The sequence below is a fragment of the Mucilaginibacter sp. 3215 genome (genome assembly GCF_050433785.1).
Classification (GTDB): Bacteria; Bacteroidota; Bacteroidia; order Sphingobacteriales; family Sphingobacteriaceae; genus Mucilaginibacter.
In genome coordinates, this window is the sequence record NZ_JBNPWO010000008.1 from 103,925 (window position 1) to 126,123 (window position 22,199).

Annotated in this window: 21 protein-coding genes; 12 read left to right on the top strand and 9 right to left on the bottom strand. The window is 43.0% G+C overall.

The window, feature by feature from the left end:
- The first annotated feature begins 1 nt into the window (after position 1).
- The 8 genes from ABIC84_RS15175 (at position 2) to ABIC84_RS15210 (ending at position 8,566) form a co-directional block, all read left to right on the top strand.
- Positions 2–991 (top strand): beta-ketoacyl-ACP synthase III, encoded by a 990-nt coding sequence (locus ABIC84_RS15175; RefSeq protein ID WP_429264077.1) that lies wholly within the window; start codon positions 2–4, stop codon positions 989–991.
- 256 nt (positions 992–1,247) lie between these two features.
- Positions 1,248–1,721 (top strand): acetyl-CoA carboxylase biotin carboxyl carrier protein, encoded by a 474-nt coding sequence (accB, locus tag ABIC84_RS15180; RefSeq protein ID WP_429264078.1) that lies wholly within the window; start codon positions 1,248–1,250, stop codon positions 1,719–1,721.
- A 148-nt stretch (positions 1,722–1,869) separates the two neighbouring features.
- Entirely contained in the window at positions 1,870–3,204 is a 1,335-nt protein-coding gene (gene accC, locus ABIC84_RS15185; protein WP_429264079.1) for an acetyl-CoA carboxylase biotin carboxylase subunit, read from the top strand.
- Positions 3,205–3,271: 67 nt separating this feature from the next.
- Positions 3,272–4,141 carry a twin-arginine translocase subunit TatC gene (gene tatC, locus ABIC84_RS15190; protein WP_429264080.1) on the top strand — a complete coding sequence of 290 codons (870 nt, stop codon included), beginning with the start codon at positions 3,272–3,274 and terminating at the stop codon, positions 4,139–4,141.
- Positions 4,142–4,299: 158 nt separating this feature from the next.
- Positions 4,300–4,737: a ribose 5-phosphate isomerase B gene (gene rpiB / locus ABIC84_RS15195; RefSeq protein ID WP_426582419.1), complete on the top strand. Its 438-nt coding sequence runs from the start codon at positions 4,300–4,302 to the stop codon at positions 4,735–4,737.
- Between the two features lie 109 nt (positions 4,738–4,846).
- Entirely contained in the window at positions 4,847–6,415 is a 1,569-nt protein-coding gene (locus ABIC84_RS15200) for a M28 family peptidase (protein WP_429264081.1), read from the top strand.
- Positions 6,416–6,654: 239 nt separating this feature from the next.
- The gene (locus ABIC84_RS15205) at positions 6,655–8,043 is read left to right on the top strand and encodes a LutB/LldF family L-lactate oxidation iron-sulfur protein (RefSeq protein WP_429264082.1); all 1,389 of its coding nucleotides are present in this window, start codon (positions 6,655–6,657) and stop codon (positions 8,041–8,043) included.
- A 4-nt stretch (positions 8,044–8,047) separates the two neighbouring features.
- Complete coding sequence (locus tag ABIC84_RS15210) at positions 8,048–8,566, top strand: dihydrofolate reductase family protein (protein ID WP_429264083.1); 519 nt, start codon at positions 8,048–8,050, stop codon at positions 8,564–8,566.
- A gap of 65 nt (positions 8,567–8,631) precedes the next feature.
- Here ABIC84_RS15210 and ABIC84_RS15215 read toward each other — a convergent pair whose 3' ends face one another.
- From ABIC84_RS15215 to ABIC84_RS15230, 4 genes are all read right to left on the bottom strand, one after another.
- Positions 8,632–9,192, bottom strand: coding sequence for a hypothetical protein (locus ABIC84_RS15215; protein ID WP_429264084.1), 561 nt, complete (start codon positions 9,190–9,192; stop codon positions 8,632–8,634).
- A gap of 212 nt (positions 9,193–9,404) precedes the next feature.
- Positions 9,405–10,328 carry an ROK family protein gene (locus ABIC84_RS15220; protein ID WP_429264085.1) on the bottom strand — a complete coding sequence of 308 codons (924 nt, stop codon included), beginning with the start codon at positions 10,326–10,328 and terminating at the stop codon, positions 9,405–9,407.
- 61 nt (positions 10,329–10,389) lie between these two features.
- Positions 10,390–11,001: a gliding motility lipoprotein GldD gene (gene gldD, locus ABIC84_RS15225; RefSeq protein WP_254780280.1), complete on the bottom strand. Its 612-nt coding sequence runs from the start codon at positions 10,999–11,001 to the stop codon at positions 10,390–10,392.
- Positions 10,965–11,771 carry a shikimate dehydrogenase family protein gene (locus ABIC84_RS15230; RefSeq protein ID WP_354486995.1) on the bottom strand — a complete coding sequence of 269 codons (807 nt, stop codon included), beginning with the start codon at positions 11,769–11,771 and terminating at the stop codon, positions 10,965–10,967. Before ABIC84_RS15230 ends, gldD begins: the two co-directional genes overlap by 37 nt.
- Positions 11,772–11,992: 221 nt before the next feature.
- Here ABIC84_RS15230 and ABIC84_RS15235 point away from each other — a divergent pair, with 221 nt between their 5' ends.
- Positions 11,993–14,848, top strand: a complete 2,856-nt coding sequence (locus ABIC84_RS15235; protein WP_429264086.1) for a hybrid sensor histidine kinase/response regulator transcription factor — start codon at positions 11,993–11,995, stop codon at positions 14,846–14,848.
- A gap of 639 nt (positions 14,849–15,487) precedes the next feature.
- Here ABIC84_RS15235 and pyk read toward each other — a convergent pair.
- Both pyk and ABIC84_RS15245 read right to left on the bottom strand, forming a co-directional pair.
- Positions 15,488–16,927, bottom strand: coding sequence for a pyruvate kinase (pyk, locus tag ABIC84_RS15240; protein WP_090534757.1), 1,440 nt, complete (start codon positions 16,925–16,927; stop codon positions 15,488–15,490).
- 65 nt (positions 16,928–16,992) lie between these two features.
- Positions 16,993–17,418 (bottom strand): IPExxxVDY family protein, encoded by a 426-nt coding sequence (locus tag ABIC84_RS15245; RefSeq protein WP_229701770.1) that lies wholly within the window; start codon positions 17,416–17,418, stop codon positions 16,993–16,995.
- A gap of 148 nt (positions 17,419–17,566) precedes the next feature.
- Between ABIC84_RS15245 and ABIC84_RS15250 the strand changes: the two genes are divergently transcribed.
- Genes ABIC84_RS15250 through rnc form a run of 3 tightly spaced genes read left to right on the top strand, consistent with a single transcriptional unit; the run spans position 17,567 to position 19,812 of the window.
- Positions 17,567–17,803 carry an acyl carrier protein gene (locus tag ABIC84_RS15250; protein WP_031266521.1) on the top strand — a complete coding sequence of 79 codons (237 nt, stop codon included), beginning with the start codon at positions 17,567–17,569 and terminating at the stop codon, positions 17,801–17,803.
- 19 nt (positions 17,804–17,822) lie between these two features.
- On the top strand, positions 17,823–19,076 hold the full coding sequence (gene fabF, locus ABIC84_RS15255) for a beta-ketoacyl-ACP synthase II (RefSeq protein ID WP_129567831.1): 1,254 nt from the start codon (positions 17,823–17,825) through the stop codon (positions 19,074–19,076).
- Between the two features lie 10 nt (positions 19,077–19,086).
- Complete coding sequence (rnc, locus tag ABIC84_RS15260) at positions 19,087–19,812, top strand: ribonuclease III (RefSeq protein WP_090534754.1); 726 nt, start codon at positions 19,087–19,089, stop codon at positions 19,810–19,812.
- A gap of 18 nt (positions 19,813–19,830) precedes the next feature.
- Here rnc and ABIC84_RS15265 read toward each other — a convergent pair whose 3' ends face one another.
- From ABIC84_RS15265 to ABIC84_RS15275, 3 genes are all read right to left on the bottom strand, one after another.
- The gene (locus tag ABIC84_RS15265) at positions 19,831–20,640 is read right to left on the bottom strand and encodes a hypothetical protein (RefSeq protein WP_129567832.1); all 810 of its coding nucleotides are present in this window, start codon (positions 20,638–20,640) and stop codon (positions 19,831–19,833) included.
- A gap of 257 nt (positions 20,641–20,897) precedes the next feature.
- On the bottom strand, positions 20,898–21,776 hold the full coding sequence (locus ABIC84_RS15270) for an IS3 family transposase (RefSeq protein WP_426589718.1): 879 nt from the start codon (positions 21,774–21,776) through the stop codon (positions 20,898–20,900).
- Positions 21,707–22,096: a transposase gene (locus ABIC84_RS15275; RefSeq protein ID WP_426589207.1), complete on the bottom strand. Its 390-nt coding sequence runs from the start codon at positions 22,094–22,096 to the stop codon at positions 21,707–21,709. The genes ABIC84_RS15270 and ABIC84_RS15275 overlap by 70 nt, the downstream gene beginning before the upstream one ends.
- Positions 22,097–22,199: the final 103 nt, after the last annotated feature.

Genomic DNA, 22,199 nt, shown 5'->3' on the forward strand with positions numbered 1-22,199 from the left:
GATGAGTAAAGTTCATGCCGCTATTACCGCAGTACATGGTTACGTTCCCGACTATGTATTAACCAACCAGGAACTGGAAACGATGGTTGATACAAATGACGAATGGATAACCAGCCGTACCGGTATCAAGGAGCGGCGCATATTAAAAGGCGAAGGCCTTGCTACATCTGATATGGCGGTCCCTGCAGTTATCGAGCTGCTCAAAAAACGCGGCATCGGTGCCGATGAGATCGATCTTATCATCTTTTGTACTACAACCCCCGATATGATCTTCCCCGCTACAGCAAATCTTTTAGCGCATAAAATTGGTGCTAAAAACGCATGGGGATTTGATTTGCAGGCAGCCTGTTCAGGCTTCGTATACGGTTTAACCACCGGCGCTCAATTTATTGAAAGCGGCAAGCATAAAAAGGTGCTGGTTGTTGGCGGCGATAAAATGTCGGCTATTATTAACTACCAGGACCGTGCTACCTGCATCATTTTCGGCGATGGCTGCGGCGCGGTATTGCTTGAGCCTAATGAAGAAGGCAACGGTATTATCGATTCTATTTTAAAAAGCGATGGTTCGGGCAGTCAGTACCTAAACCTGAAAGCCGGCGGCTCATTGAAACCGGCAAGCCATGAAACGGTTGATGCTAAAGAGCACTACGCCTATCAGGAAGGCCAGGCCGTGTTTAAATTTGCAGTAACCAATATGGCCGATGTTGCGCACGAGGTAATGGAACGCAACCACCTTACCGGTGATGATATTGCCTGGCTGGTACCACACCAGGCCAACAAGCGTATTATTGATGCTACTGCAAACCGTACAGGTATAAGTTCAGACAAAGTGATCGTTAACATCGAGCGCTATGGCAATACCACCAACGGCACCATCCCCCTTTGCCTGTGGGAATGGGAAAGCAAGTTTAAAAAAGGGGATAACCTTATTTTAGCAGCCTTTGGCGGTGGCTTTACCTGGGGTTCAGTTTATTTAAAATGGGCTTATTGATGTGCTGACTCCAGATGTGCGGATGTGTCAATTTACATAAAGGAAGTACATTCATCATATCAGAAATTTAAAACATCTGAAAAAAGTACATGTTATCTGCTTAAAGGAATAGAAAACAGACCGCTTAGCTACGATAACTGGCCATTTTAAAAGCTAATTAATCAACACATAACTTGCATATCTGCGCATTTGCATATCTGCACATTTGACTATAACTTAGATATAAACTTTGTCCAAAACCAATTAATCCTTCAACATGGATATTAAACAAATTCAGGACCTTATTCGCTTTGTTTCCAAATCGGGCGTGAACGAAGTATCAATCGAGCAAAAAGATTTTAAGATCACAATAAAAACCAACGAGGTGCAACCTACAGTGGTTCATGCTACTATTCCGGCAGTTACGCAACCTGTTACCCAGGCATTACCTACTGCACCGGCCCCTGCGCCTGTTGAACCTACTGCACCGGCCGCTCCGGATACATCGAAATACATTACCGTTAAATCGCCTATGATCGGGACTTTTTACCGCTCATCAAGCCCGGATAAACCTATGTTTGTTAATGTTGGCGATGAGATCAAACCTGGTTCTGTAGTATGTATCATTGAAGCTATGAAACTGTTCAATGAAATTGAATCAGAAGTTTCGGGCCGCGTGGTAAAAATCCTTGTTGATAACGCCTCACCTGTGGAGTACGATCAACCCCTGTTTTTAGTAGAACCAGTTTAATTGATGCGCGTATGTGCAAATTACAGATGTGCAGATGATATTTAATTCGTTTGCACATTTATAATTTACATATTTGCCCTTCAATCATTCATTAATATTTTTCATCTGCATATTTGCACATCTGTAATTTGCATATTCAAGAAAAACAATGTTTAAAAAAATATTAATAGCTAACCGTGGCGAAATCGCCCTTCGTATTATCCGTACCTGTAAGGAAATGGGTATTAAAACGGTAGCTGTATATTCAACTGCAGATCGCGATAGTCTTCATGTTCGCTTTGCCGACGAAGCTGTTTGTATCGGTCCGCCGCCAAGCCGCGATTCTTATTTAAATATCCCGAACATCATTTCAGCTGCCGAGTTAACCAATGCAGATGCGATCCATCCGGGTTACGGCTTTTTGTCAGAGAATGCTAAATTTTCGGCCATTTGCGCTGAGTATGGCATCAAATTTATAGGTGCTACTGCCGAGCAGATCAACCAGATGGGTGATAAAGCTTCGGCTAAGGACACCATGAAAAAAGCCGGTGTGCCTATTGTTCCCGGTTCTGACGGTTTGCTTGCCGATGTAAAATCGGGTATTGCTATCGCCAATAAAATAGGTTACCCTGTTATTTTAAAAGCAACTGCCGGCGGTGGTGGCCGCGGGATGCGAATCGTTTGGAAAGACGAAGAGTTTGAGAATGCCTGGGACTCGGCCCGTGCCGAATCAGGTGCAGCCTTTGGTAACGATGGCTTATACCTTGAAAAATATGTTCAGGACCCGCGCCACATTGAAATTCAGGTTGTAGGTGACCAGTTTGGAAAAGTATGTCATCTTTCTGAACGTGACTGCTCTATTCAGCGCCGTCACCAGAAACTGGTTGAAGAATCTCCTTCACCTTTCATGACTGAAAAATTGCGTAAAAAAATGGGCGACGCCGCTATTAAAGGGGCTAAAGCCGTTAAATATGAAGGCGCAGGTACCGTAGAGTTTTTGGTTGATAAAGACCGCAACTTCTATTTTATGGAGATGAACACCCGGATCCAGGTTGAACACCCGGTTACCGAAGAGGTGATCAACTTTGACCTGATCAAAGAGCAAATTAAAGTTGCAGCAGGTATCCCTATCTCAGGCAAAAATTATGAGCCAACAATGCATGCTATTGAGTGTCGTATCAATGCCGAAGATCCGTTTAACGGTTTCCGTCCGTCACCGGGTAAAATAACCAATTTCCACTCGCCAGGCGGTCATGGTGTACGCATCGATACCCACGTATACACAGGCTATGTTATACCGCCAAATTACGATTCGATGATCGCCAAGGTTATCTGCGTGGCCCAAACCCGCGATGAAGCTTTGAGCACTATGGAGCGTGCATTGAGCGAATTTGTAATAGAAGGCGTTAAAACAACCATCCCATTCCATTTAAAATTATTGAAGGATCCAAACTTCCGCGCTGGTAACTTTACCACCAAGTTTATGGATACATTTGAAATATAATTCAAACTATCTTCATAAAATACTACGTACTTAGCAAGATAGCGTTTATACAGCGGTATATATTACAATGAGCGAGAACAAGATCATCAAGGCCATAAAGGATAAAGGAAAAACGTTAGAGGCAGAAATGTCCTTCTTTGATCACCTCGAAGCCTTGAGATGGCATCTCGTAAGGGCTTCAATAGCCATTGTAATATTTACCGCTGTTGTTTTTTATTACTACGACTGGATTTTTGATACCATTATCATGGGGCCCAGTAAGTCAACCTTCTGGACTTACCGGATGCTTTGCAAAATTGGTGCAGCTTTGCACCGCGATGGTTTTTGCATTGACAAAGTAAATATTAAATTAATCAACACCGAAATGGCGGGCCAATTTACCCTCCAAATTAACTCGGCATTAATTATTGGTATTACATTGGGCGTTCCTTACCTGATATGGGAGATATGGCGTTTTATTAAACCCGCATTGCATGACGCCGAGCGCAAAGCTGCTACAGGCTTTGTATTTTATGCCTGTGTGCTTTTCTTTTTAGGGATCACTTTTGGTTACTTTGTGATCACGCCGATGTCTATTAATTTCCTATCGAGTTATACAGTAAGTGCGGTTATCCAAAATTTATTTGATATTGATTCTTATATTTCGTCAGTAGCTACCCTTACCCTTGCTACAGGCGTTGTTTTTCAATTGCCAATCATCGTTTACATATTGGCCAACCTGGGTGTCATGACCCCTAAGTTCATGAAAGAAACCCGTCGTTATGCCATTGTGGTGATCCTGGTTATTGCCGCCGTAGTTACCCCTACACCTGATATGCTTACCATGACGGTGGTTAGTATCCCGCTATTTATGTTGTATGAAGTTAGCATTGTTGTAGCAGGCCTTGTTGAAAAACGTAAGATTAAAAAGGAGCTTGATTTCGAAAAAGGCAACTAACAGTTTTAATATTACTGTTTTTATTGCCCGGGGTTGCAAATAGGTGAAATTCGCATATTTTATACTGGCTTAATCCAATTTTTGAGCAGGCACACACTGGTCGCTTTATAACAAATTATTTACCTTTAAAAAGTAGTAAAACGTTATATTTTTGTTAAATGAAACAGGGACTAAAAATCGCTATCGGTTCGGACCACGCCGGATATGACTATAAACAAATTTTAACAGAGGCTTTATCATCAGTCGAAGTAAAAGACCTCGGCACTTATTCATCCGAATCGGTTGATTACCCTGATTTTGCACATCCGGTAGCCAATGCCGTTGAAAGCGGCGAATGCGACTTGGGAATCCTGATTTGCGGCGCAGCAAATGGTGTAGCCATAACGGCCAACAAACACCAGGGCATCCGTGCAGCCATTTGCTGGAAAGAAGAAATTGCAGTACTGGCCCGCAGCCACAACAACGCCAATATAGTTTGCGTACCTGCCCGCTTTGTTACCCCCGAAGAAGCGAAGGCTATAGTAACTACATTTTTAAATACTGAATTTGAAGGCGGCAGGCATGCTAACCGTGTAGGGAAGATAGCCTGTGCTTAAGCCGGAGATTGGAGGTTAGAGATCAGAGATTAGTCGGGTTTGCTCCGATTAATGGCTATGATCTATTAACCATGATCCATTAACTAACATCGAACTATTAACTAAAAGAATGAATAAATTACCATTATTGCTTATCGCGCTGGCCTCGGCAACGACGGCCTGTGCGCAGCAGAACGCTACGGCAATGAAATATGCCGGGCTGATTACTGCCGACGACGCGAAAAAGCACCTAAGCATCCTGGCTTCGGATGCCTTTGAAGGCCGCGAAACAGGTAAGCCCGGCGCCGAAAAAGCCGCTAACTATATCGCCGCCGAGTTTAAAAAATTAGGGCTTCAGGCACCTGTTAACGGCTCATATTTTTTTGATGTGCCTCTTACCGAAAATGCTTTGAAAGTAACGGCATTTACTGTTAACGGTAGATCATTTGAGTATGGCGCCGACTTCTATTTTGGAGGTGCTTTTCCGGATAAAAGTACATCTGTAAATGACGTTGTTTTTGTTGGTTATGGTACCGAAGCCGAAATAGGCAGCACCGACCTGGCAGGCAAAATTGTGCTTTGGATCAACGAAGATAAGCCCGAAGCAGGAACTACACCCAATACCAGCTACCGCATGAGCAATGCGCGCATGAAAGTTGTAAAAAATTTACAAAGTAAAAACCCTGCTATTATATTAGCAGCAAATCCGGGTATTGCTGCTGTACTGACTCGTTTGGGTAAAAGCGTAGCAAGTCCGCGGTTAACTATTAAAGACGAAGCAGCTAAGCCGGCAAATACCAATGCACCTGTAATTAACATCACCGCTGCATTGGCCGACGAACTGGTAAAGCCAACGGGGAAAAGCTATGCCGATCTTAAATCTGCTTCGGTAGCGGCAGTTACTCCGGCTACTGTTATTAAAGACAATGTGGTTATAAACTACGCAACCACTAAAAAAGATGTAAAAGCGGTTGATGTGTTAGGCTATATGCAGGGTACCGACCTAAAAGATGAAGTGTTGGTCTTTTCGGCACATTATGACCACATCGGTTTAAACCCCGACGAAAAGGCTAAAGATAAAGTGAACAACGGTGCCGATGATGATGGATCAGGTACTACTGGCGTTCTGGAAATTGCACGTGCTTTCTCTAAAGCTAAAAAAGATGGCCATGGCCCCCGCCGCAGTATCCTGTTTTTAGGTAACGTTGGCGAAGAAAAAGGTTTATTGGGTTCTGAGTATTATTCAGATCATCCTGTATTCCCGCTGGCTAATACCATCACGGATTTAAATATCGATATGATCGGTCGCGTAGGTGAGGAGTACATCGGTAAACCTGATTCCGCGAATTATGTATACCCTATCGGTTCGGCCATGCTGAGCAAGGAACTGCATGAAATTGGAGAGAATGCCAACAATACTTATACAAAACTAAAACTTGATTATAAGTATGACGATCCAAATGATCCTAACAGGTTTTACTACCGCAGCGATCATTACAACTTTGCAAAACACGGCGTACCAATCATATTTTACTTTAATGGCGTACATGCCGATTATCACCAACCAGGCGACGAGGTAAGCAAAATCAACTTCCCGCTACTCGCTAAACGCGCTCAACTGGTATTTTATACCGGCTGGGAACTTGCTAACCGCGATAAGCGTCCCGTAGTGGATGCAGTTGCAGGCGGAGGGAAATAGTGCGTGGTTGATTGGGAGAGCGGTTCTCTCATTAAAATAAAACACAAAAGGCGCATATGCGCCTTTTGTGTTTTATACATAACTGCCGCAGGTTAGCGTAGCGTAATCCGTGACAGCGAAAACCACTCACTAAATTTAAAACCTTCTGACATCTTATCTGTTCAAAAACAACCACTCACATAATCAACGTAATCAACCACTCACCCAAAAAATAAAACAAAAATCCTACTTTCGCATATATGGGAGCAACCGCTGAAGAATTTTTGGTAAAATCGGAGGAGAAGGCTTTTGATGCCGATCACCGTCGCATCATCAACTTCAATATTGACCGGTACAATACGGCGGTATCGCGGGGCCTATCGCGCATTATTAATTTAGATAATGCCAAGAAGAAAGGTCATGTGCTTAAATGGAAGGTGATGGAAAACCTCGACAAATTCCTCCCCGAGTTTGAGGCCAATTTTCAGAAACGCGGTGGCAAAGTGATCTGGGCAAATGACGTTGAGGAGGCCCAGCGCGAAATCCTGAACATCATCAAAAAAGCCAATGCCAAAACTGTGGTGAAATCCAAATCGATGGTTACTGAAGAAATTCACCTGAACGAGTTTTTGGAGGGCAATCAAATAGAATCGCTTGAAACCGACCTGGGTGAATATATAGTGCAGCTGTTGGGCCAAAAGCCATATCATATTGTTACCCCGGCTATGCACCTCAGCAAGGAGGATATCGCGAAGCTTTTCCACCAAAAATTTGGCACCCCCATTGATGCCACGCCCGAACAAATTACCCTGAAAGCCCGCGAGCTGCTTCGCGAAAAATATGTACAGGCCGATGTAGGTATCACCGGTGCCAATTTCTTATTAGCCGATACCGGCAGCATCGCCATCAGCGAAAATGAAGGCAACGCGCGTCTTTGTACTACATTCCCTAAAATCCATATTGCTATTGTTGGTATTGAAAAAATCATCCCTTCCATTACCGATCTGGACTTGTTTTGGCCAATGCTATCTACTCATGGCACCGGGCAAAATCTTACCGTTTACAATACTATATTAAGTGGCCCGCGCCGGCCGGATGAAACCGACGGACCTGAGGAAATGTACGTAGTACTGCTGGATAATGGTCGCACCAATCTGCTGGCAAAAAAAGACCAGCGCCAGGGCCTTTACTGCATCCGTTGCGGGGCTTGCCTTAACGGTTGCCCCATTTATAAAAACATTGGAGGCCACACTTATGCCACCACTTACAGTGGCCCGATAGGCTCTATTATTACCCCGCATACCCAGGGGATGGAAAATTTCAAACACTTGAGCTATGCTTCAAGCCTGTGCGGTAAATGTACCGAGGTTTGCCCGGTTAAGATCGACATCCATAAAATGTTGCTCCTTAACCGCCGCGATGCGGTGAATGAAAACCTGGTTACCAATAAAGAACGCTGGGGCTGGGCTATCTGGAAAAAGGGAATGCTTAAACGCAAGCTTACCGATTTTTTTGGCGGCGGCATGAAAAACTTCCTGCTTAAAACCTTCTTTAAACGTACCTGGGGCCATTTACGCGAGATGCCTCGCGTAGCTAATAAATCATTTAGCAAGCAATGGCAGGAAATGAACAACACACCCGAAGAATAGTGCTATGCGTAAAATAATCTTAAACGTCGCTGTTAGCCTCGACAGCTATATTGAGGGCCCTAATGGTGAGTACGACTGGTGCTTTGACGACCAGGATTATGGCCTTACCGACTTTTTTAAAGCCTGTGATGCCATCTTCATCGGGCGCAAAAGTTATGAGCTGATCATGCGTACCGATCCAAAAATGTTTGCCGCCATGAAAATTTATGTGTTTTCAGATACACTTCATGATCCGCAAGCTGATAATGTTGAAATACTGAGGTCTGCTGATTTTAAAAGCAGGATCGAAGAAATAAAGAGCCAGGAAGGAGGCGATATCTGGTTGTTTGGCGGGGCAGAACTTGTTGAAGCGTTTATCAAAAAAAATCTAATCTCCGAATTATTACTATCAGTACACCCGGTAATTTTAGGCAGTGGAAAACCCCTTTTTACAAATATAAAAGAACGCATTAACCTGGTATTGCTTGGTGCCGAACAATTTTCAAGCGGACTTATTCAACTCAGGTATATCATCAAACCGTAGTTCAATCTGTAATTACTTGAAAGCTAAAGTTAAAGGCCTATATGCCTGCTCTGCGCTTAGTTGCCCTATCCTACTTCAATAACCACAAAGTCCTTTTGCATCCGCTTCACCTGTTCGGCCATACGTTTAATAAACAGGTAATTTGCCGTACCGCCAATAACCGCGCCTACAACCGGAACCAGGCGTTCGGCAGTGCGGGTACCTAATATCATGAGCATCCTTTCGGCAATGCCTTCCATCATGGTTTTGGTGATAGCCACGCCGGCTTCCACCCTTACGGATGTTGCCACTAACGACATAAAATCGTCGAACCCATTATCATACGTGCCCCGGTAATAATACATAATGCCCATAATAGCTCTAAACTGCTGGGTGATTAAATTGATGAAATCAAATGGGATCCCCTCTACGAGGGTAAACATCCCTCCGCTGCCGGCCATAGCCCCCGAACCTGCTGCAAGACAAGCGCACTGGTTAATAAAACCTTCTAGACCGAGTTTATCAACGCCGTTTTTTATTTTAAGCTGATCGATGCCTTCAAATATTTTCCTAAACCCCATATGGGCAAGGCTTTCGGTATGCAACCGGATATCATTACCTATTTTATTGAATTTGATGAGTTTCATTGTTTATTAATTATTGGCAGTTATTACACCGCTGTACTATTAACAACAGATCCATCTGCGTGTTTGTAAATTTGGCGGAAACAGAACAAATAAGTTTTAGGGGATAGCTAAGCCATATTTTTCGTCCTGGCCGGGATGGTTACTATAGAGGCAAGCTTATTCAGGTGGAATGATTTTCTCAATTTGCGAGAACTCCCCGAAAGGAAATTGAATTAACCTACATGCCTCCTCTGGTTTTCAATTACCCCAACGGGTACTGCCAGTTCGCCTAATTCGGCTATTACAACCTGGGGACCGGGTAAAAACAGGGCCATGATATTAGCCCGGATAACCTCTTGTACGCGAATACGCAAGGGCTCTCCCAACAAAGATAAGCCTCCCCCTACCACTATAATATCAGGGTGAAAAAGATGTACGGCATGTGATAAGCCGAAACCCAGATCGGCAGCGGTATCATTCAATATTTTCAGCGCATCTGCATCTCCCTGTTCCAAAGCAGTTAGTAACATTTTTGCCTCGCCTCCATTTACATCCGCACAAAGTTGGGCCAGTTTACCATCAGGCTTTTGAGCGATTACTGTACGGATCTTTTTGTCAACCGCCCAGCCCGAGCAGCTATCTTCAAGCGTAAGGCCTTCGCGGTTAAGGCGGATGTGCCCTATCTCAGCTTCTCCAGGTTTTGTCCCGTGATAAATTTGGCCGTTAATAACCATTCCGGCACCTGCACCACTGCCAAGCGTTACATAAAATACATGTTCATAGTTACGCCCGGCCCCTTTTAATGCCTCGCCAAGGGCCGCTGCATTAGCATCATTCTCCAAAATAACCGGTACATTAACCTGCTGTTGCAACCAGCCCGAAATATTAAATCCGTCCCATCCACTTAACTGGTGCGACTTAGCAATACAGCCCGCCTCCCTGTCAACCGGTCCGCCAAAACCGATGCTTATACTTTTAATGATATACTCTTTTGAAATATTGGTGATGGTTTGGGCAATATGCTCCCTGATCCCTGCGGCAGCCAACACTCTGTCTACCGCAAAACGAAATGTCCTGTTGATAATAAAACTATCATCGGCCAAAACTATTTGCAGTTTGGTTCCGCCTATTTCAATACCTATATAGCAATTTTGCATGGTTAAAATATCCAGCTCTTAAAGTCTTGCTTCTATTATCTTGTTGTCTTGCTTCTGGCTTCTACTTCCACTTAAAACTTTTAATCATCACCGCCATGTCCTGCTTTATAAAACTAAGCACAGGTTGTATGGAGTCGAGCCGGGGTTCGGTGTTAAAATATAGCGCTCCCCGTATATAATTATGTACACTATCTGTAAGGAAAAACTGCGCCGATGAAGCGGCATTGCCGTCTATGGTATAATAAATGCCATAAACTTTTTTATCGGCATAATGGATGATGCCTTCGTCAATGGATGTGGCTTTTACGGTATGCTTAAAGGCGAAGGTGCGGGCATCCTCCACCAGTTGGTTAAACTCTTTTTTTGAGGTGATGGGCTGATAGCTTAAATGCAGCGTGGCATTAAACCGCGGGAACTGCATGTTTATCCAGCAAGGTTTGGCACCCCGCTTTTTATCTGGTTCAATAAAGGCGTACCTGGGATATGTAAAAGCATACGGGCAACCGGCAGCATAATCCTGGTATTCTTTTTTAGGGAACGCAATGCGATAGTAGCCGCGGGGCTTGGGCGCGTAATCATGATTGCCGCTGCATGCGAACAAAAACAATAGCACTGCTGCCAGTAAACTTACATACTTCATGGATGTTTCTCCTTTGAGTTCCAGATCTCCCATGATTTTTCGGCCTGTAAAACCAGCATTTCGTAACCATTTTTGGTAACAGCACCGCGCTCCCGCCCTTTTTTCAAAAACAGGGTTTCTTCTGGATTATATATCAGGTCATATAAAATATGATCTTCACCTATAAAATCATAAGGTATAAGCGGGCATTCATCAATATTAGGATGGGTACCCAAAGGAGTTGTATTGATGATAAGTTTGTGCTGTAAGATATGGTGTGGCTGAAGATCTTTAAACAAAATATTATCCGCATGGTGTGTAGGTTTGCGGGTAACAACTTTATAAGTTATACCTAAATTTTCCAGTACACACTTTACAGCTTTTGCAGCACCGCCATCGCCCAAAACCAGAGCATCATCATTACCATCACCAATTAAGGGTTTTAATGACTCTTCAAAACCATAAATATCGGTATTATACCCTTCCAGCCTGAAATCATGGTCTTTAACACCTATTTCGCCTGAAAAGGCGGCAGCCACCGGGCTTTCAGCGGTTACACGGATACAATTAACGGCGCCGGCAGTACGTGCGTCATGCTCAATCCAGTCAAGCAGCGGCATCACGTTTATTTTATGGGGGATGGTAACATTAAGTCCGCAAATATTGGGATGCTCGTCAAGCAGGTCCTGCAAATCTTTAATATTCTCGAGCGGGTAAAGATCATAGCGGCAATCGGTAATGCCTTCGGCTTCAAATTTTTCGGTAAAAAATTTTTTTGAGAATGAGTGCGAAAGCGGGAAGCCTATTAGTCCGTAGTGTTTCATTATCAATTTTTATATCGATGCAAAGCGCTAAAGTAATCAATTATAGCTTAAGCTGGCATAGGTTTAATTGTGTAATATTAACAACAAAACAGGCAATTTTAACTATTGATTTAAAACAGGTAAGCTGAAAAAACTTTGGATAAAAATTTTTTATAAGGAGATTTATTTCAAATTAAGGTAATTCCAGGCGCCGATAAAATTGTAATTTGGGCTTCAATATCATGACCCCTATTACAATTTACCCTGTTCATCTTTTCCGAAGGATCATCCCTTTTTGTGTTATCATTTTATGCAGCTTTGCTGCACTGGCTCAAAGTCAATCCCGGCCCGCTAAAGAACCTGTACTAAAAATGCTCCGCAGCATGAAAAGTCCGGATTCGGCAGCTGTGCTTGCAAAAAAACTGATCGATTCGGCCAGGAAAAACAACAATAAACCATTTGAAGCGCGGGTGTTGCTGGCCCGGGCTTACCAGGCTTATGGCATAGGTAATGAACATGATGCTTTAACCTTTGGCCGTGAAGCTACCAAATTGACAACCACGGCCGATTCACTTACTTATGAAAAAGCACCAATAATGGTAGCCTACATGCTCAGCCGCGAAGCCAAAACGGTTGAAGCCTTAAACGTTGCTTTTAAAATACTGAAAGAGTGCGATAACAGGGGATGGAAAAGTTTAAGTATAGACTGCCGCGCCTGTATTGCCGATATTTATCGGTCGATTGGTAACCCTAAACAAGCCCTGCCTTATGCTGAGCAAGCTTCAAAAGATGCATTGAGCATAAAAGATACAGCTTCTTATATTTTTGCGCTGAGTAACTTATCCAACATCCTTTCCGAACGGAGTATATCGTCGCCGGGTAACCTGGTAAAAGCTACCTGGCTAATGGAACAGGTACTTGATAAAAAGTATGCTCATTTTCTTTCTGATTTTAGCATAGCCCGTTACCAGGGCAATCTGGGCCGGCTTTACCTCATGACCAACCAGGATAAAAAGGCAGAGGAGATCCTGATGAAATCACTGGAATTATCCCGCAAAGGCGATTTCAAAACTCTCGAAAAGCATAACCTTAATGAACTTATGACCATGTATGTTGATCATAAGGAGTTTAAGAAGGCCGCACGATTCGGTGAAATGGCCGTTAGCCTCCAACCCGAATCGCAAAGTAACATCACCGTACAAAAAAACATCTATAATCATTTAACCGATGCATATGAAGGTATTGGCGATTATAAAAACGCTTTTAAGTATAGTTATCTGTACCGGCGGCTTAATGACAGCATCAACCAGCTCGATAAAGCAAGGGATGCTTCCGAACTGGATAAAAAATACCAGGCCGATAAACGATTATTAATCGCCGCCGGTGAAACTAAGCTGGTTGAGGTACAACGGAATTTTTTAATTGTGCTTGCGCTGTTTATAATAATGGCCTCCATTATCAGTTACCGTTGGTTTATTCTTAAAAAGAAAAGAGAGACGGCCTTACTGGCCGAAGAACATAGTCAGCTGGAAAAAATGGATGCTATGAAAACACGCTTTTTTGCAAACATAAGTCATGAATTACGCACTCCATTAACGCTCATCATGGGGCCGGCGGTTCAGCTCCTGGCTTTTACTAATTATGAAGTTGAACAGCGTAACATGCTGCACTCGATATTACGCAATAGCAAAAAGCTACTCAATATGACCAACGAATTGCTTGATCTTGGCAAGTTGGAAGCAGGGAAATTAGCATTACAACCCAAGCCCGTTGCATTATTATCATTTGTAAAGATACTATACCAGGGTTTTGTATCAGCCGCTGAATATAAACAAATCGATTACAGATTGCTCAACTCCATTGATCCGGCGCTTTTTGTTTTGCTCGACCAGGAAAAGTTTGAAAAAATAGCTAATAACCTCATCAGTAATGCCATTAAGTTTACGCCTCATGCAGGTACTATAACCATTACTGCTGATATTAAGCTGGGAATGATTGAGTTTGGAGTAGCCAATACCGGTGTGGGGATTCATCCGGATGATCTGCCCAATATTTTTGACCGTTATTACCAGGGCCGAGGTAATAATGCACCCTTAGAAGGCGGCACAGGCATAGGCCTTGCTATAGCGCGTGAACTTACAGAACTGATGGGCGGGCATATTGCGGTTGATAATAATTGGGGAAAGGGTGTGTTTTTTAAGATAGAGATTCCGCTTAAGACAACTGAAAAGCCGGCAACTGAACTGCCCGAAACAGAAGCCGTAATTGTTTCGAATATTAAAACCGGAGGAAAAGACACTAACGGGGAGCTTATTATGCTGGTTGAAGACCATCATGAAATGGCTGCTTATATTGCAGATATTTTACGGCCACAATATCGACTCATCACTGCCGGCAATGGCCACGCAGCATTGCAAAAACTGCAGGATATGCCGGTAATGCCCAGCCTGATCATATCAGATGTGATGATGCCCGAAATGGATGGCTTTACCCTGCTTGAAACCCTGAAGCAAAGCCCGGCTTACTGCAACATCCCGGTGATCATGCTCACCGCACTGGCCAATACACGGCATAAGCTTAAAGCGCTTCATATTGGTGTTGATGATTATCTCACCAAACCATTTTTAAGCAGCGAATTGCTTGCACGCGCTGTCAATCTTATTAATAACGCCGCCGCCCGCTCCGGGGCTACCATTCCTGATGATGAAGAGCTGATTACAGGAACCAATGGTCAGCAGATTGAACAACCGGCAGAAAACCCGGGCTTGAAACTTTCGCCTGCCGATTTATCCTGGCTTGAGGAATTGGAAGCCCAGGTACGAAAACATACCGGAAAAACCGATCTTACCCTTGCCGCACTGAGCTATGAACTGGCGATCAGTGAGCGGCAATTGTTTCGCCGCATAAAATCAATTACCGGGCTTACGCCTAATAAATACATCCGCGCCATTAAATTACAAATAGCACGCGAAGCTATCGAAAGCGGAAAGTACCGCACCATTGCCGAAGTATCATATGCCGCGGGGTTTGATACACCTGCATACTTTGGCAAATTGTTTAAGGAACATTATGGCCGCGACGTTAACGAGCTACTTTAAACAATCCGGCCGATTATCATTGTCTTTTTAATTTCAGAAATCTTTAACTGACAGGAGGCTTTTTTTAAGCAAATGGCGGTTTTATAAAGCTAAATGGCAGTTTTATTATATCGCTTTTAGGCAGCTTTGTGAAATACAATCACCCCCTAATATAATGACTGTGACTTTTAATGAGGATAATCTCCGTACCCTTAACAACCAAACCGATACAATACCAACTATCGGCAAAGCGCCTGATGCAATATGGCCAAGATGCAAAAACAAATTTTGCGACCGGATAAAAAGAGGTGCTATTGTTAAACTGTTCCTTCCCCGGCTTGCAGTAAAACGCTATCGCTGCAGCAGGTGCTCAAACAGGTTTTATAAACGCGGATAAATTTATTTAAGCATCTACCTTTTATTTTTTAGGATAGCAAGAGAAATCAGCCTTTCAACTTAAACCTGAATTATGCCTGATTTTAATTGTGCTTTGCCGGTTTACTTTCGGGTAGCCGGCATTGTTTTTTATGAAGGGACCTCATCTTATATCCCATAGGGCGGAACGCGCTATTCCATTGATGCCTGCATATCCCGCCAACAAAAAAGCCCGCCAGTTATCCCGGCGAGCCTTCTTCATTAAAAGTAAGATTTTAAATAGCCTTATTCCACAACGCTTAATTTAAGCGTATTGGTTTTACCCTGTTTAATTATAGGTGTAGAAGCAGTGTTAACAACTACGTCGCCTGTTTTAATCAGGCCTTCGGCTTTAAGAGTGTCGTTAACATCGGCAATGGTTTGATCTGTGCTTTCCAGCTGATCATAATAATACGCCCTCACACCCCAAACAAGGCTAAGCGCATTCAATAGCTGCTTGTTGGATGTAAATATATATGTACTGGCTTTAGGCCTGTGGCTTGATATTTCAAATGCAGTATAACCTGAAGTAGTCATGGAAACGATACCTACCGCATTGCTTTGCTCAGCAATATGTACGGCAGATTCGCAAAGTGCATTGATCAGGAAATCCGGAGAAGAAGGGTCTTTAGCTGTCGCTTGCTTTGGAGCGTTAAACGGATAGCCTAATTCTTCAACATTGCGTACAATTTTGGCCATAGTTTCAATAACAATAACCGGGAACTCACCAACTGATGTTTCGCCGCTTAACATAACCGCATCGGCACCGTCAAGTACAGAGTTGGCAACGTCATTCACTTCGGCACGGGTTGGGCGTGGTGTGGTGATCATTGATTCCAGCATCTGGGTAGCTACGATAACCGGTTTTGAAGCAGCGCGGCATTTACGGGCAATCATTTTTTGCAGTAACGGTACTTCTTCAAGCGGCATTTCAACACCAAGGTCACCACGGGCAACCATTACACCATCGGTTGCAGCAATAATGGCATCAATATTTTCAATAGCTTCCGGTTTTTCAACTTTGGCAATTACCTTAGCCGCCGAACCGTTGCGTGCTATAATACGTTTCAAGTCAATGATATCCTCGCCTGTGCGAACAAAAGAAAGACCGATCCATTCAACATCCTGTTTAAGGGCAAATTCAAGGTTGATCAAATCTTCTTCGGTTAAGCTTGGGATAGACACTTTGGTGTTAGGCAGGTTAACCCCCTTGCGTGACGTTAAGATACCGCCGTGAACAACCTCACATATAACTGTATCAATTTTGTTGGTTTCAATAACCCTTAACTGCAGTTTGCCGTCATCAAGCAAAATAATTTCGTTTGCCTGTACGTCCTGTGGGAAGGTATCATAAGTAATATAGATCTGCTCATCGTTACCAATGCACTCGTGAGTGGTAATTTTAATGTGCGTTCCGTTAACTAAATGAATACCGCCGTCCTTTACCAGTCCGATGCGGATCTTTGGGCCCTGCAAATCGGCCAGGATACCTACATTGGTTTTGTATTGCTCGTTAATTTCACGGATAAGATCGATCACTACCTTATGATCTTCAGGCTTACCGTGCGAAAAATTAAGACGGCAAACGTTGACACCTGCCTTGATCATCGCTAATAAAACATCCTTTTTAGCTGATGCCGGCCCCATGGTGGCAACAATTTTTGTACGATTATAGTATAGTTCCATATTATTCGGGTTAAAACTGGAGGGTATTTAATGATTGTAAAACCAACATCTTTTTAAATTCGGCGCTAAAATAAAAGATTTTCCCGTGATTTTATTTTTTTTGGGTCAATCTTTACAGCTGCAACTATCTCTGGTATTTTATTTAGCGATGAAATGATCGTATCAAGCTCATTATCATCTATATAGTTACGAATCATTAAAAAATAGTCGGCACTTTTTATTTCAGGCACCAGGTAGCCGTCTGAGCCTTTATTGCCTATAAAGAAGAAGTCTGTTTCGGTGGTTTCCCAGCTGTAACGGTATAATGAAAACAAAACAGGTTCGCTCCCGGGGTAAATATCTACTTCCAGGTCATCGGTTTTTACGAAATTAAAATTCAAGTACTTGTTTATAAGAAAACAAACCCGGTAATCTTTAAGTGAGCTTGTTACTGCAATGAGCACAAAATCAAAATCGATCTCAAACTTTAAAAATTTCCTGTTCAAAATCATTACTTTTACACCGTCAAAATTACTAATACAAACCGTTTCAATAAAATTTTGTTTAGAGATTTATATTGTAAAAGTTTTAGATTTGTTTATTGACAGAATTTATTTTTCTTTGCACTGAATTTTTATTAATCATTAAACTATAAAGACTATGTCTGATATCGCTTCAAGAGTAAAAGCTATTATCGTAGAAAAACTGGGTGTTGACGAAAGTGAAGTTACGCCAGAAGCGAGTTTCACCAACGATCTTGGTGCCGACTCGTTAGACACCGTGGAATTAATCATGGAGTTTGAAAAAGAATTTAACGTGGCTATTCCTGACGATCAGGCTGAAACTATTGGTACTGTTGGCCAGGCAGTTGCTTACCTTGAAAAAAACGTTAAATAAAACTCCTTAACTGGATTAAATGGAGTTTAAAAGAGTTGTAGTAACCGGGCTTGGAGCACTTACTCCTATTGGTAACACTGTTTCAGACTATTGGAACGGACTGATCAATGGAGTAAGTGGCGCTGCCTTGATCAAAAGTTTTGATACCGAAAAATTCAAAACTAAGTTCGCGTGCGAAGTAAAAGACTTTGACGCGGATGGTTTTTTGGGCCGTAAAGACGCCCGCAAATTGGATCCCTTTGTACAATACGCCTTATTTTCAACCGAAGAAGCCGTAAAAGACGCAGGATTAGATTTTTCAAAACTGGATACCAGCCGTATTGGCGTTATCTGGGGCTCGGGTATTGGGGGTTTAAAAACTTTCCTCGACGAGGTGACAGCCTTTGCCAAAGGTGATGGCTCTCCGCGTTTTAACCCGTTCTTCATCCCTAAAATGATTGCCGATATAGCCCCCGGCCATATATCTATTAAATATGGTTTGCGTGGCCCCAACTTCACTACTGTTTCGGCATGTGCTTCATCAAATAATTCCCTGATAGATTCATTTAACTACATCCGTTTGGGTAAAGCTAACATGTTCATCAGCGGTGGTTCTGAAGCCATTATCAACGAAGCCGGCATAGGTGGTTTTAACGCCATGCACGCATTATCAACCCGAAACGATGATCCGGCAACGGCATCGCGTCCGTTTGATCTGGACAGGGATGGTTTTGTGGCCGGTGAAGGAGCAGGTACTATCATTTTAGAGGAGTTAGAGCATGCAAAAGCCCGCGGCGCTAAAATATACGCCGAAATGGTGGGTGGCGGCATGAGCGCCGATGCCTATCACATGACAGCACCTCATCCCGATGGCTTAGGTGCCGCATTTGTAATGCGCGCAGCCCTTGAAGATGCTAACCTTAGCCCTGCCGATATTGATTATGTGAACGTTCACGGCACATCAACCCCAATCGGTGATCCGCAGGAAATTAAAGCAATACAGGATGTGTTTGGCGATGATATTTACCGTATCAACATTAGCTCAACCAAATCAATGACTGGCCATTTACTTGGTGCTGCCGGCGCGGTTGAAGCTATTGCATCGATACTGGCATTAAAACATGGTATCATCCCTCCAACCATTAATCACTTTACTGATGATCCGGCTTTTGATCCTAAGATCAATTTCACTTTCAATACCGCTCAAAAACGCGATATTAATATAGTGCAAAGCAATGGATTTGGTTTTGGCGGACACAACGCTTCTGTAATATTTAAAAAGTACGAAGATTAATTGTGGTTTGATGCCTATAAGTCGGTTCTACAAGCTTTATATATCACCCAACAGAAAGTATGTTAAAATTTTAAAGAATTTGCTCGGTTTTGTGCCGGGCAATTTGTCTTTATACCGCATGGCTTTCCGTCATAAATCGGTAGCCCAAAACATCAAGAAGGGGGTAAAAAACAGTAACGAACGCTTGGAGTTTTTGGGCGATGCCGTACTGGGCAGTGTTGTTGCTGAAGTACTTTTTAAATTATACCCCTATGAAGATGAGGGCTTTTTGACCGAATTACGCTCAAAAATAGTAAGCCGTGTAAACCTTAACGCACTCGGCAAAAAACTTGGCTTTGATAAATTGATTGAGTATGATAACCGCATGCTTAACTCAAGCAGGCAGGGATCATTACTGGGCGATGCCTTTGAAGCCTTGATTGGCGCGGTTTATTTGGATAAAGGCTATGACTTTACCAAAAACTTCCTCATCAACCACATCATAAAACCTCATATTGATATTCATACGCTTGAGCAAACGGAAACTAACTTCAAAAGCAAGCTTATTGAATGGTGCCAGCGACATGGCCGCGATATTATTTTTGAACTGGTAACCAACCAGGACGGCGAAAGCACCAAGCTTTTCACTGTACAGGCCAATATAGATGGTGAAGTAATGGGCTCGGGCAAAGAATTCAGTAAAAAGAACGCCGAAAAACTTGCCGCCGAAAAAGCATGCGAAGCCTTGGGCATCTGATTCAAAGTTTTTTAACAATTAAAGCGGTGGCTGCTTTTCTTTTTTAAGCTGCACCGGCCCCTCTCCCAGTTTTACAGTTGAATCGGGCACGATGAATGTTGGACTGTTTAGCTTTTCGAGCTTTTCTTTATCACTGCTGTTTTTGTAATACTCATATGCCCGTATGGTGTGCTTTATGAGGTCATAATCAGTCCAGGCTTTGATATCCTTATAGGTAGGCGTATAATAATTCATGAATTTACGGGCAAGGCTATCGGTAGCCAGTCCGGTATATTGCTTCACAAATGGAATATTGTAATGTTTGTGAATTTCGGCCTGCTCCAATTCACTTTGGGCGTTTTGAGCAAAGCGACGTGCGCGATTGGGGGTTGTGCCCAAAAGCTCATAAAGACCGGTTACCGGGTTACTTAAAAAAGATAACGCCGGCGGCTTGCCATTATAATAAGTTCCCTGTTTCTTATAATCGTTCAATACCTGGTTTATTTCCTGCCGTTTGGTTTGGCCAACGACTTTTACCTCGTCAAGTTTTATAATGGGCTGCATGTAAACGGGCATGTCGCTATTGTTCAGTACCACTACTTTTTGAGGGGTATAGTCATCGCGGGAAAAAAGCAGGGTATCGCCAACACGGGTCTTTATGCTAAACCAGCCAACATCATCACTAAGTATCAATGTTTTGGTATTCAGATCTTTAACAAAAACCTGTCCTACACGCTCATTAGTCACCTTTTTTGAGATAACCCCTTTTACCGTAAACTCCTGGGCCGAAACATGAACGGTTATAAGGCATAGAACGCCTGTTACAAGCAGGTATAAATAGTTGCGCATCAGTGATAATTGAACGTAAATATAGGAAGTGTATTTTATTTGAAATGTGAAAAAGTGTTAAAGCGCTTCGCTTTGGTGGTTGGAGGTTAGAGAATGGAGGTTAGTTTTACTTGTCCTGTCCTGAAAAAAGTAGACATTATTATTGTTTATTTGAGCTGTTAATAAGTCGGCAACTCGGAGAGTTTCCGACTTATTAACAGCTTTTCTTTTTTTGCTTCTTTTTTTCTTTTAAAAAGGAGCTTGTTTTTGTTGATAAGTCAAGCTGCCATGTGTAGCTGTTGTGGCGTAGCCAGGTTTAATGACCAATGCGGCCTGCTCATATTATAAAAGCCAATCGCTTCTTTTACTGCCTTTATTGCATCCTTTGCTGAATCGAACGTGCTATCAAGGCCATATTCCTGTTTCAGTATCCCATTCACCCGTTCTGCCATGGCATTCTCGTAACAATGGTTCTCTTCGGTCATACTAATGCCGATCTTAGCCTTTTTTAGCAGTTTTGTATAATCATTGCTGCAATACTGGATCCCCCGGTCTGAATGATGGATCAGATTATCCGCAGGCTGCCGTTGCCTGATGGCCATTTCCAGGCTACGGATAGCCCCTTCAATTCTAAGGCTTTCTGATAAATACCAGCCTACCACCTTTCGCGAATATGCGTCTGTGATCAGAAACAGGTATACAAAGTCTTTTGAAGTGCGGATATAGGTAATATCTGATACCCAGCACTGATGAGCGCCCGTAAGCTGCCTGTCTTTCATCAGGTTCCTGTAAACTCTAAACCGATGGTAAGAATCTGTCGTAGATACATACTTACGACGTCTTTTTACCAATAGCTTATTCCTGCTTAACAACTCAAAGAACATATCCCTGCCCATTCTTATTCCTGCTTTACTTATATCTTTTTTTAACAGGAAATACAGTTTCTTGCCCCCCAGGCGCGGATGATACCGGCGCACCTCGTGAACCAACGACAATACCATCGTCTCATTTAATGCTTTCCGGTCCGCTGCAGACACCGCCTTGTAGTAGCCACTCCGGCTTACCTCAAAATAACCACATAGTTCGCTTAATCCATATTTCGACCGGAGTACCCCGATACTTGGCCGCCAAACTTTTTTTTTAAATCCTCTCCATATAGCTTACCTGCCTGTTTGACAACTTCCTCCGCACAATCCCTGGCCAGGTAAGCATCAGCCAAAGCCAGCTTTAACTTTTTTACCTCTTGTTCCAATTCCAATAACCGATCCTGCTCTGCTTTCGTTTCCACTCTGATTACCTTGTTTTGTAAATATTGTTTTCCTAAAGCCCCAAGCCACCTGCTTACTGTTTCAGCTCCGCTGATCCCATAGCGCCGGCTTGCCTCTGCCAGGCTAAGACCCTCTTCCTCTATCTCCCGCACTACCTTTTGTTTAAAGCTAATACTGTACCGAACTACTTTTACACTTCTTTTTGTCATGTTTCCTGCCTTTTTGTTAACCTTTTTTTGTCAACCTATTTCAGGACAGGACAGTTTTTTTGAATGATAAATTCTCTCTATTGAATTTATTTCAAATCCGAAA

Bases quoted from the DNA above. Each gene is read 5' to 3' on its own strand.
- ABIC84_RS15230 (WP_354486995.1), bottom strand. From the start codon at position 11,771: ATGAAACACTACGGACTAATAGGCTTCCCGCTTTCGCACTCATTCTCA.
- ABIC84_RS15265 (WP_129567832.1), bottom strand. From the start codon at position 20,640: ATGCGCAACTATTTATACCTGCTTGTAACAGGCGTTCTATGCCTTATA.
- ABIC84_RS15205 (WP_429264082.1), top strand. From the start codon at position 6,655: ATGGGAGCAACCGCTGAAGAATTTTTGGTAAAATCGGAGGAGAAGGCT.
- gldD (WP_254780280.1), bottom strand. From the start codon at position 11,001: ATGGGAGATCTGGAACTCAAAGGAGAAACATCCATGAAGTATGTAAGT.
- tatC (WP_429264080.1), top strand. From the start codon at position 3,272: ATGAGCGAGAACAAGATCATCAAGGCCATAAAGGATAAAGGAAAAACG.
- ABIC84_RS15215 (WP_429264084.1), bottom strand. From the start codon at position 9,192: ATGAAACTCATCAAATTCAATAAAATAGGTAATGATATCCGGTTGCAT.
- ABIC84_RS15245 (WP_229701770.1), bottom strand. From the start codon at position 17,418: ATGATTTTGAACAGGAAATTTTTAAAGTTTGAGATCGATTTTGATTTT.
- ABIC84_RS15220 (WP_429264085.1), bottom strand. From the start codon at position 10,328: ATGCAAAATTGCTATATAGGTATTGAAATAGGCGGAACCAAACTGCAA.
- pyk (WP_090534757.1), bottom strand. From the start codon at position 16,927: ATGGAACTATACTATAATCGTACAAAAATTGTTGCCACCATGGGGCCG.
- ABIC84_RS15250 (WP_031266521.1), top strand. From the start codon at position 17,567: ATGTCTGATATCGCTTCAAGAGTAAAAGCTATTATCGTAGAAAAACTG.
- ABIC84_RS15200 (WP_429264081.1), top strand. From the start codon at position 4,847: ATGAATAAATTACCATTATTGCTTATCGCGCTGGCCTCGGCAACGACG.
- ABIC84_RS15210 (WP_429264083.1), top strand. From the start codon at position 8,048: ATGCGTAAAATAATCTTAAACGTCGCTGTTAGCCTCGACAGCTATATT.
- fabF (WP_129567831.1), top strand. From the start codon at position 17,823: ATGGAGTTTAAAAGAGTTGTAGTAACCGGGCTTGGAGCACTTACTCCT.
- rnc (WP_090534754.1), top strand. From the start codon at position 19,087: ATGCCTATAAGTCGGTTCTACAAGCTTTATATATCACCCAACAGAAAG.
- accC (WP_429264079.1), top strand. From the start codon at position 1,870: ATGTTTAAAAAAATATTAATAGCTAACCGTGGCGAAATCGCCCTTCGT.
- ABIC84_RS15175 (WP_429264077.1), top strand. From the start codon at position 2: ATGAGTAAAGTTCATGCCGCTATTACCGCAGTACATGGTTACGTTCCC.
- accB (WP_429264078.1), top strand. From the start codon at position 1,248: ATGGATATTAAACAAATTCAGGACCTTATTCGCTTTGTTTCCAAATCG.
- rpiB (WP_426582419.1), top strand. From the start codon at position 4,300: ATGAAACAGGGACTAAAAATCGCTATCGGTTCGGACCACGCCGGATAT.
- ABIC84_RS15235 (WP_429264086.1), top strand. From the start codon at position 11,993: ATGACCCCTATTACAATTTACCCTGTTCATCTTTTCCGAAGGATCATC.
- ABIC84_RS15275 (WP_426589207.1), bottom strand. From the start codon at position 22,096: ATGACAAAAAGAAGTGTAAAAGTAGTTCGGTACAGTATTAGCTTTAAA.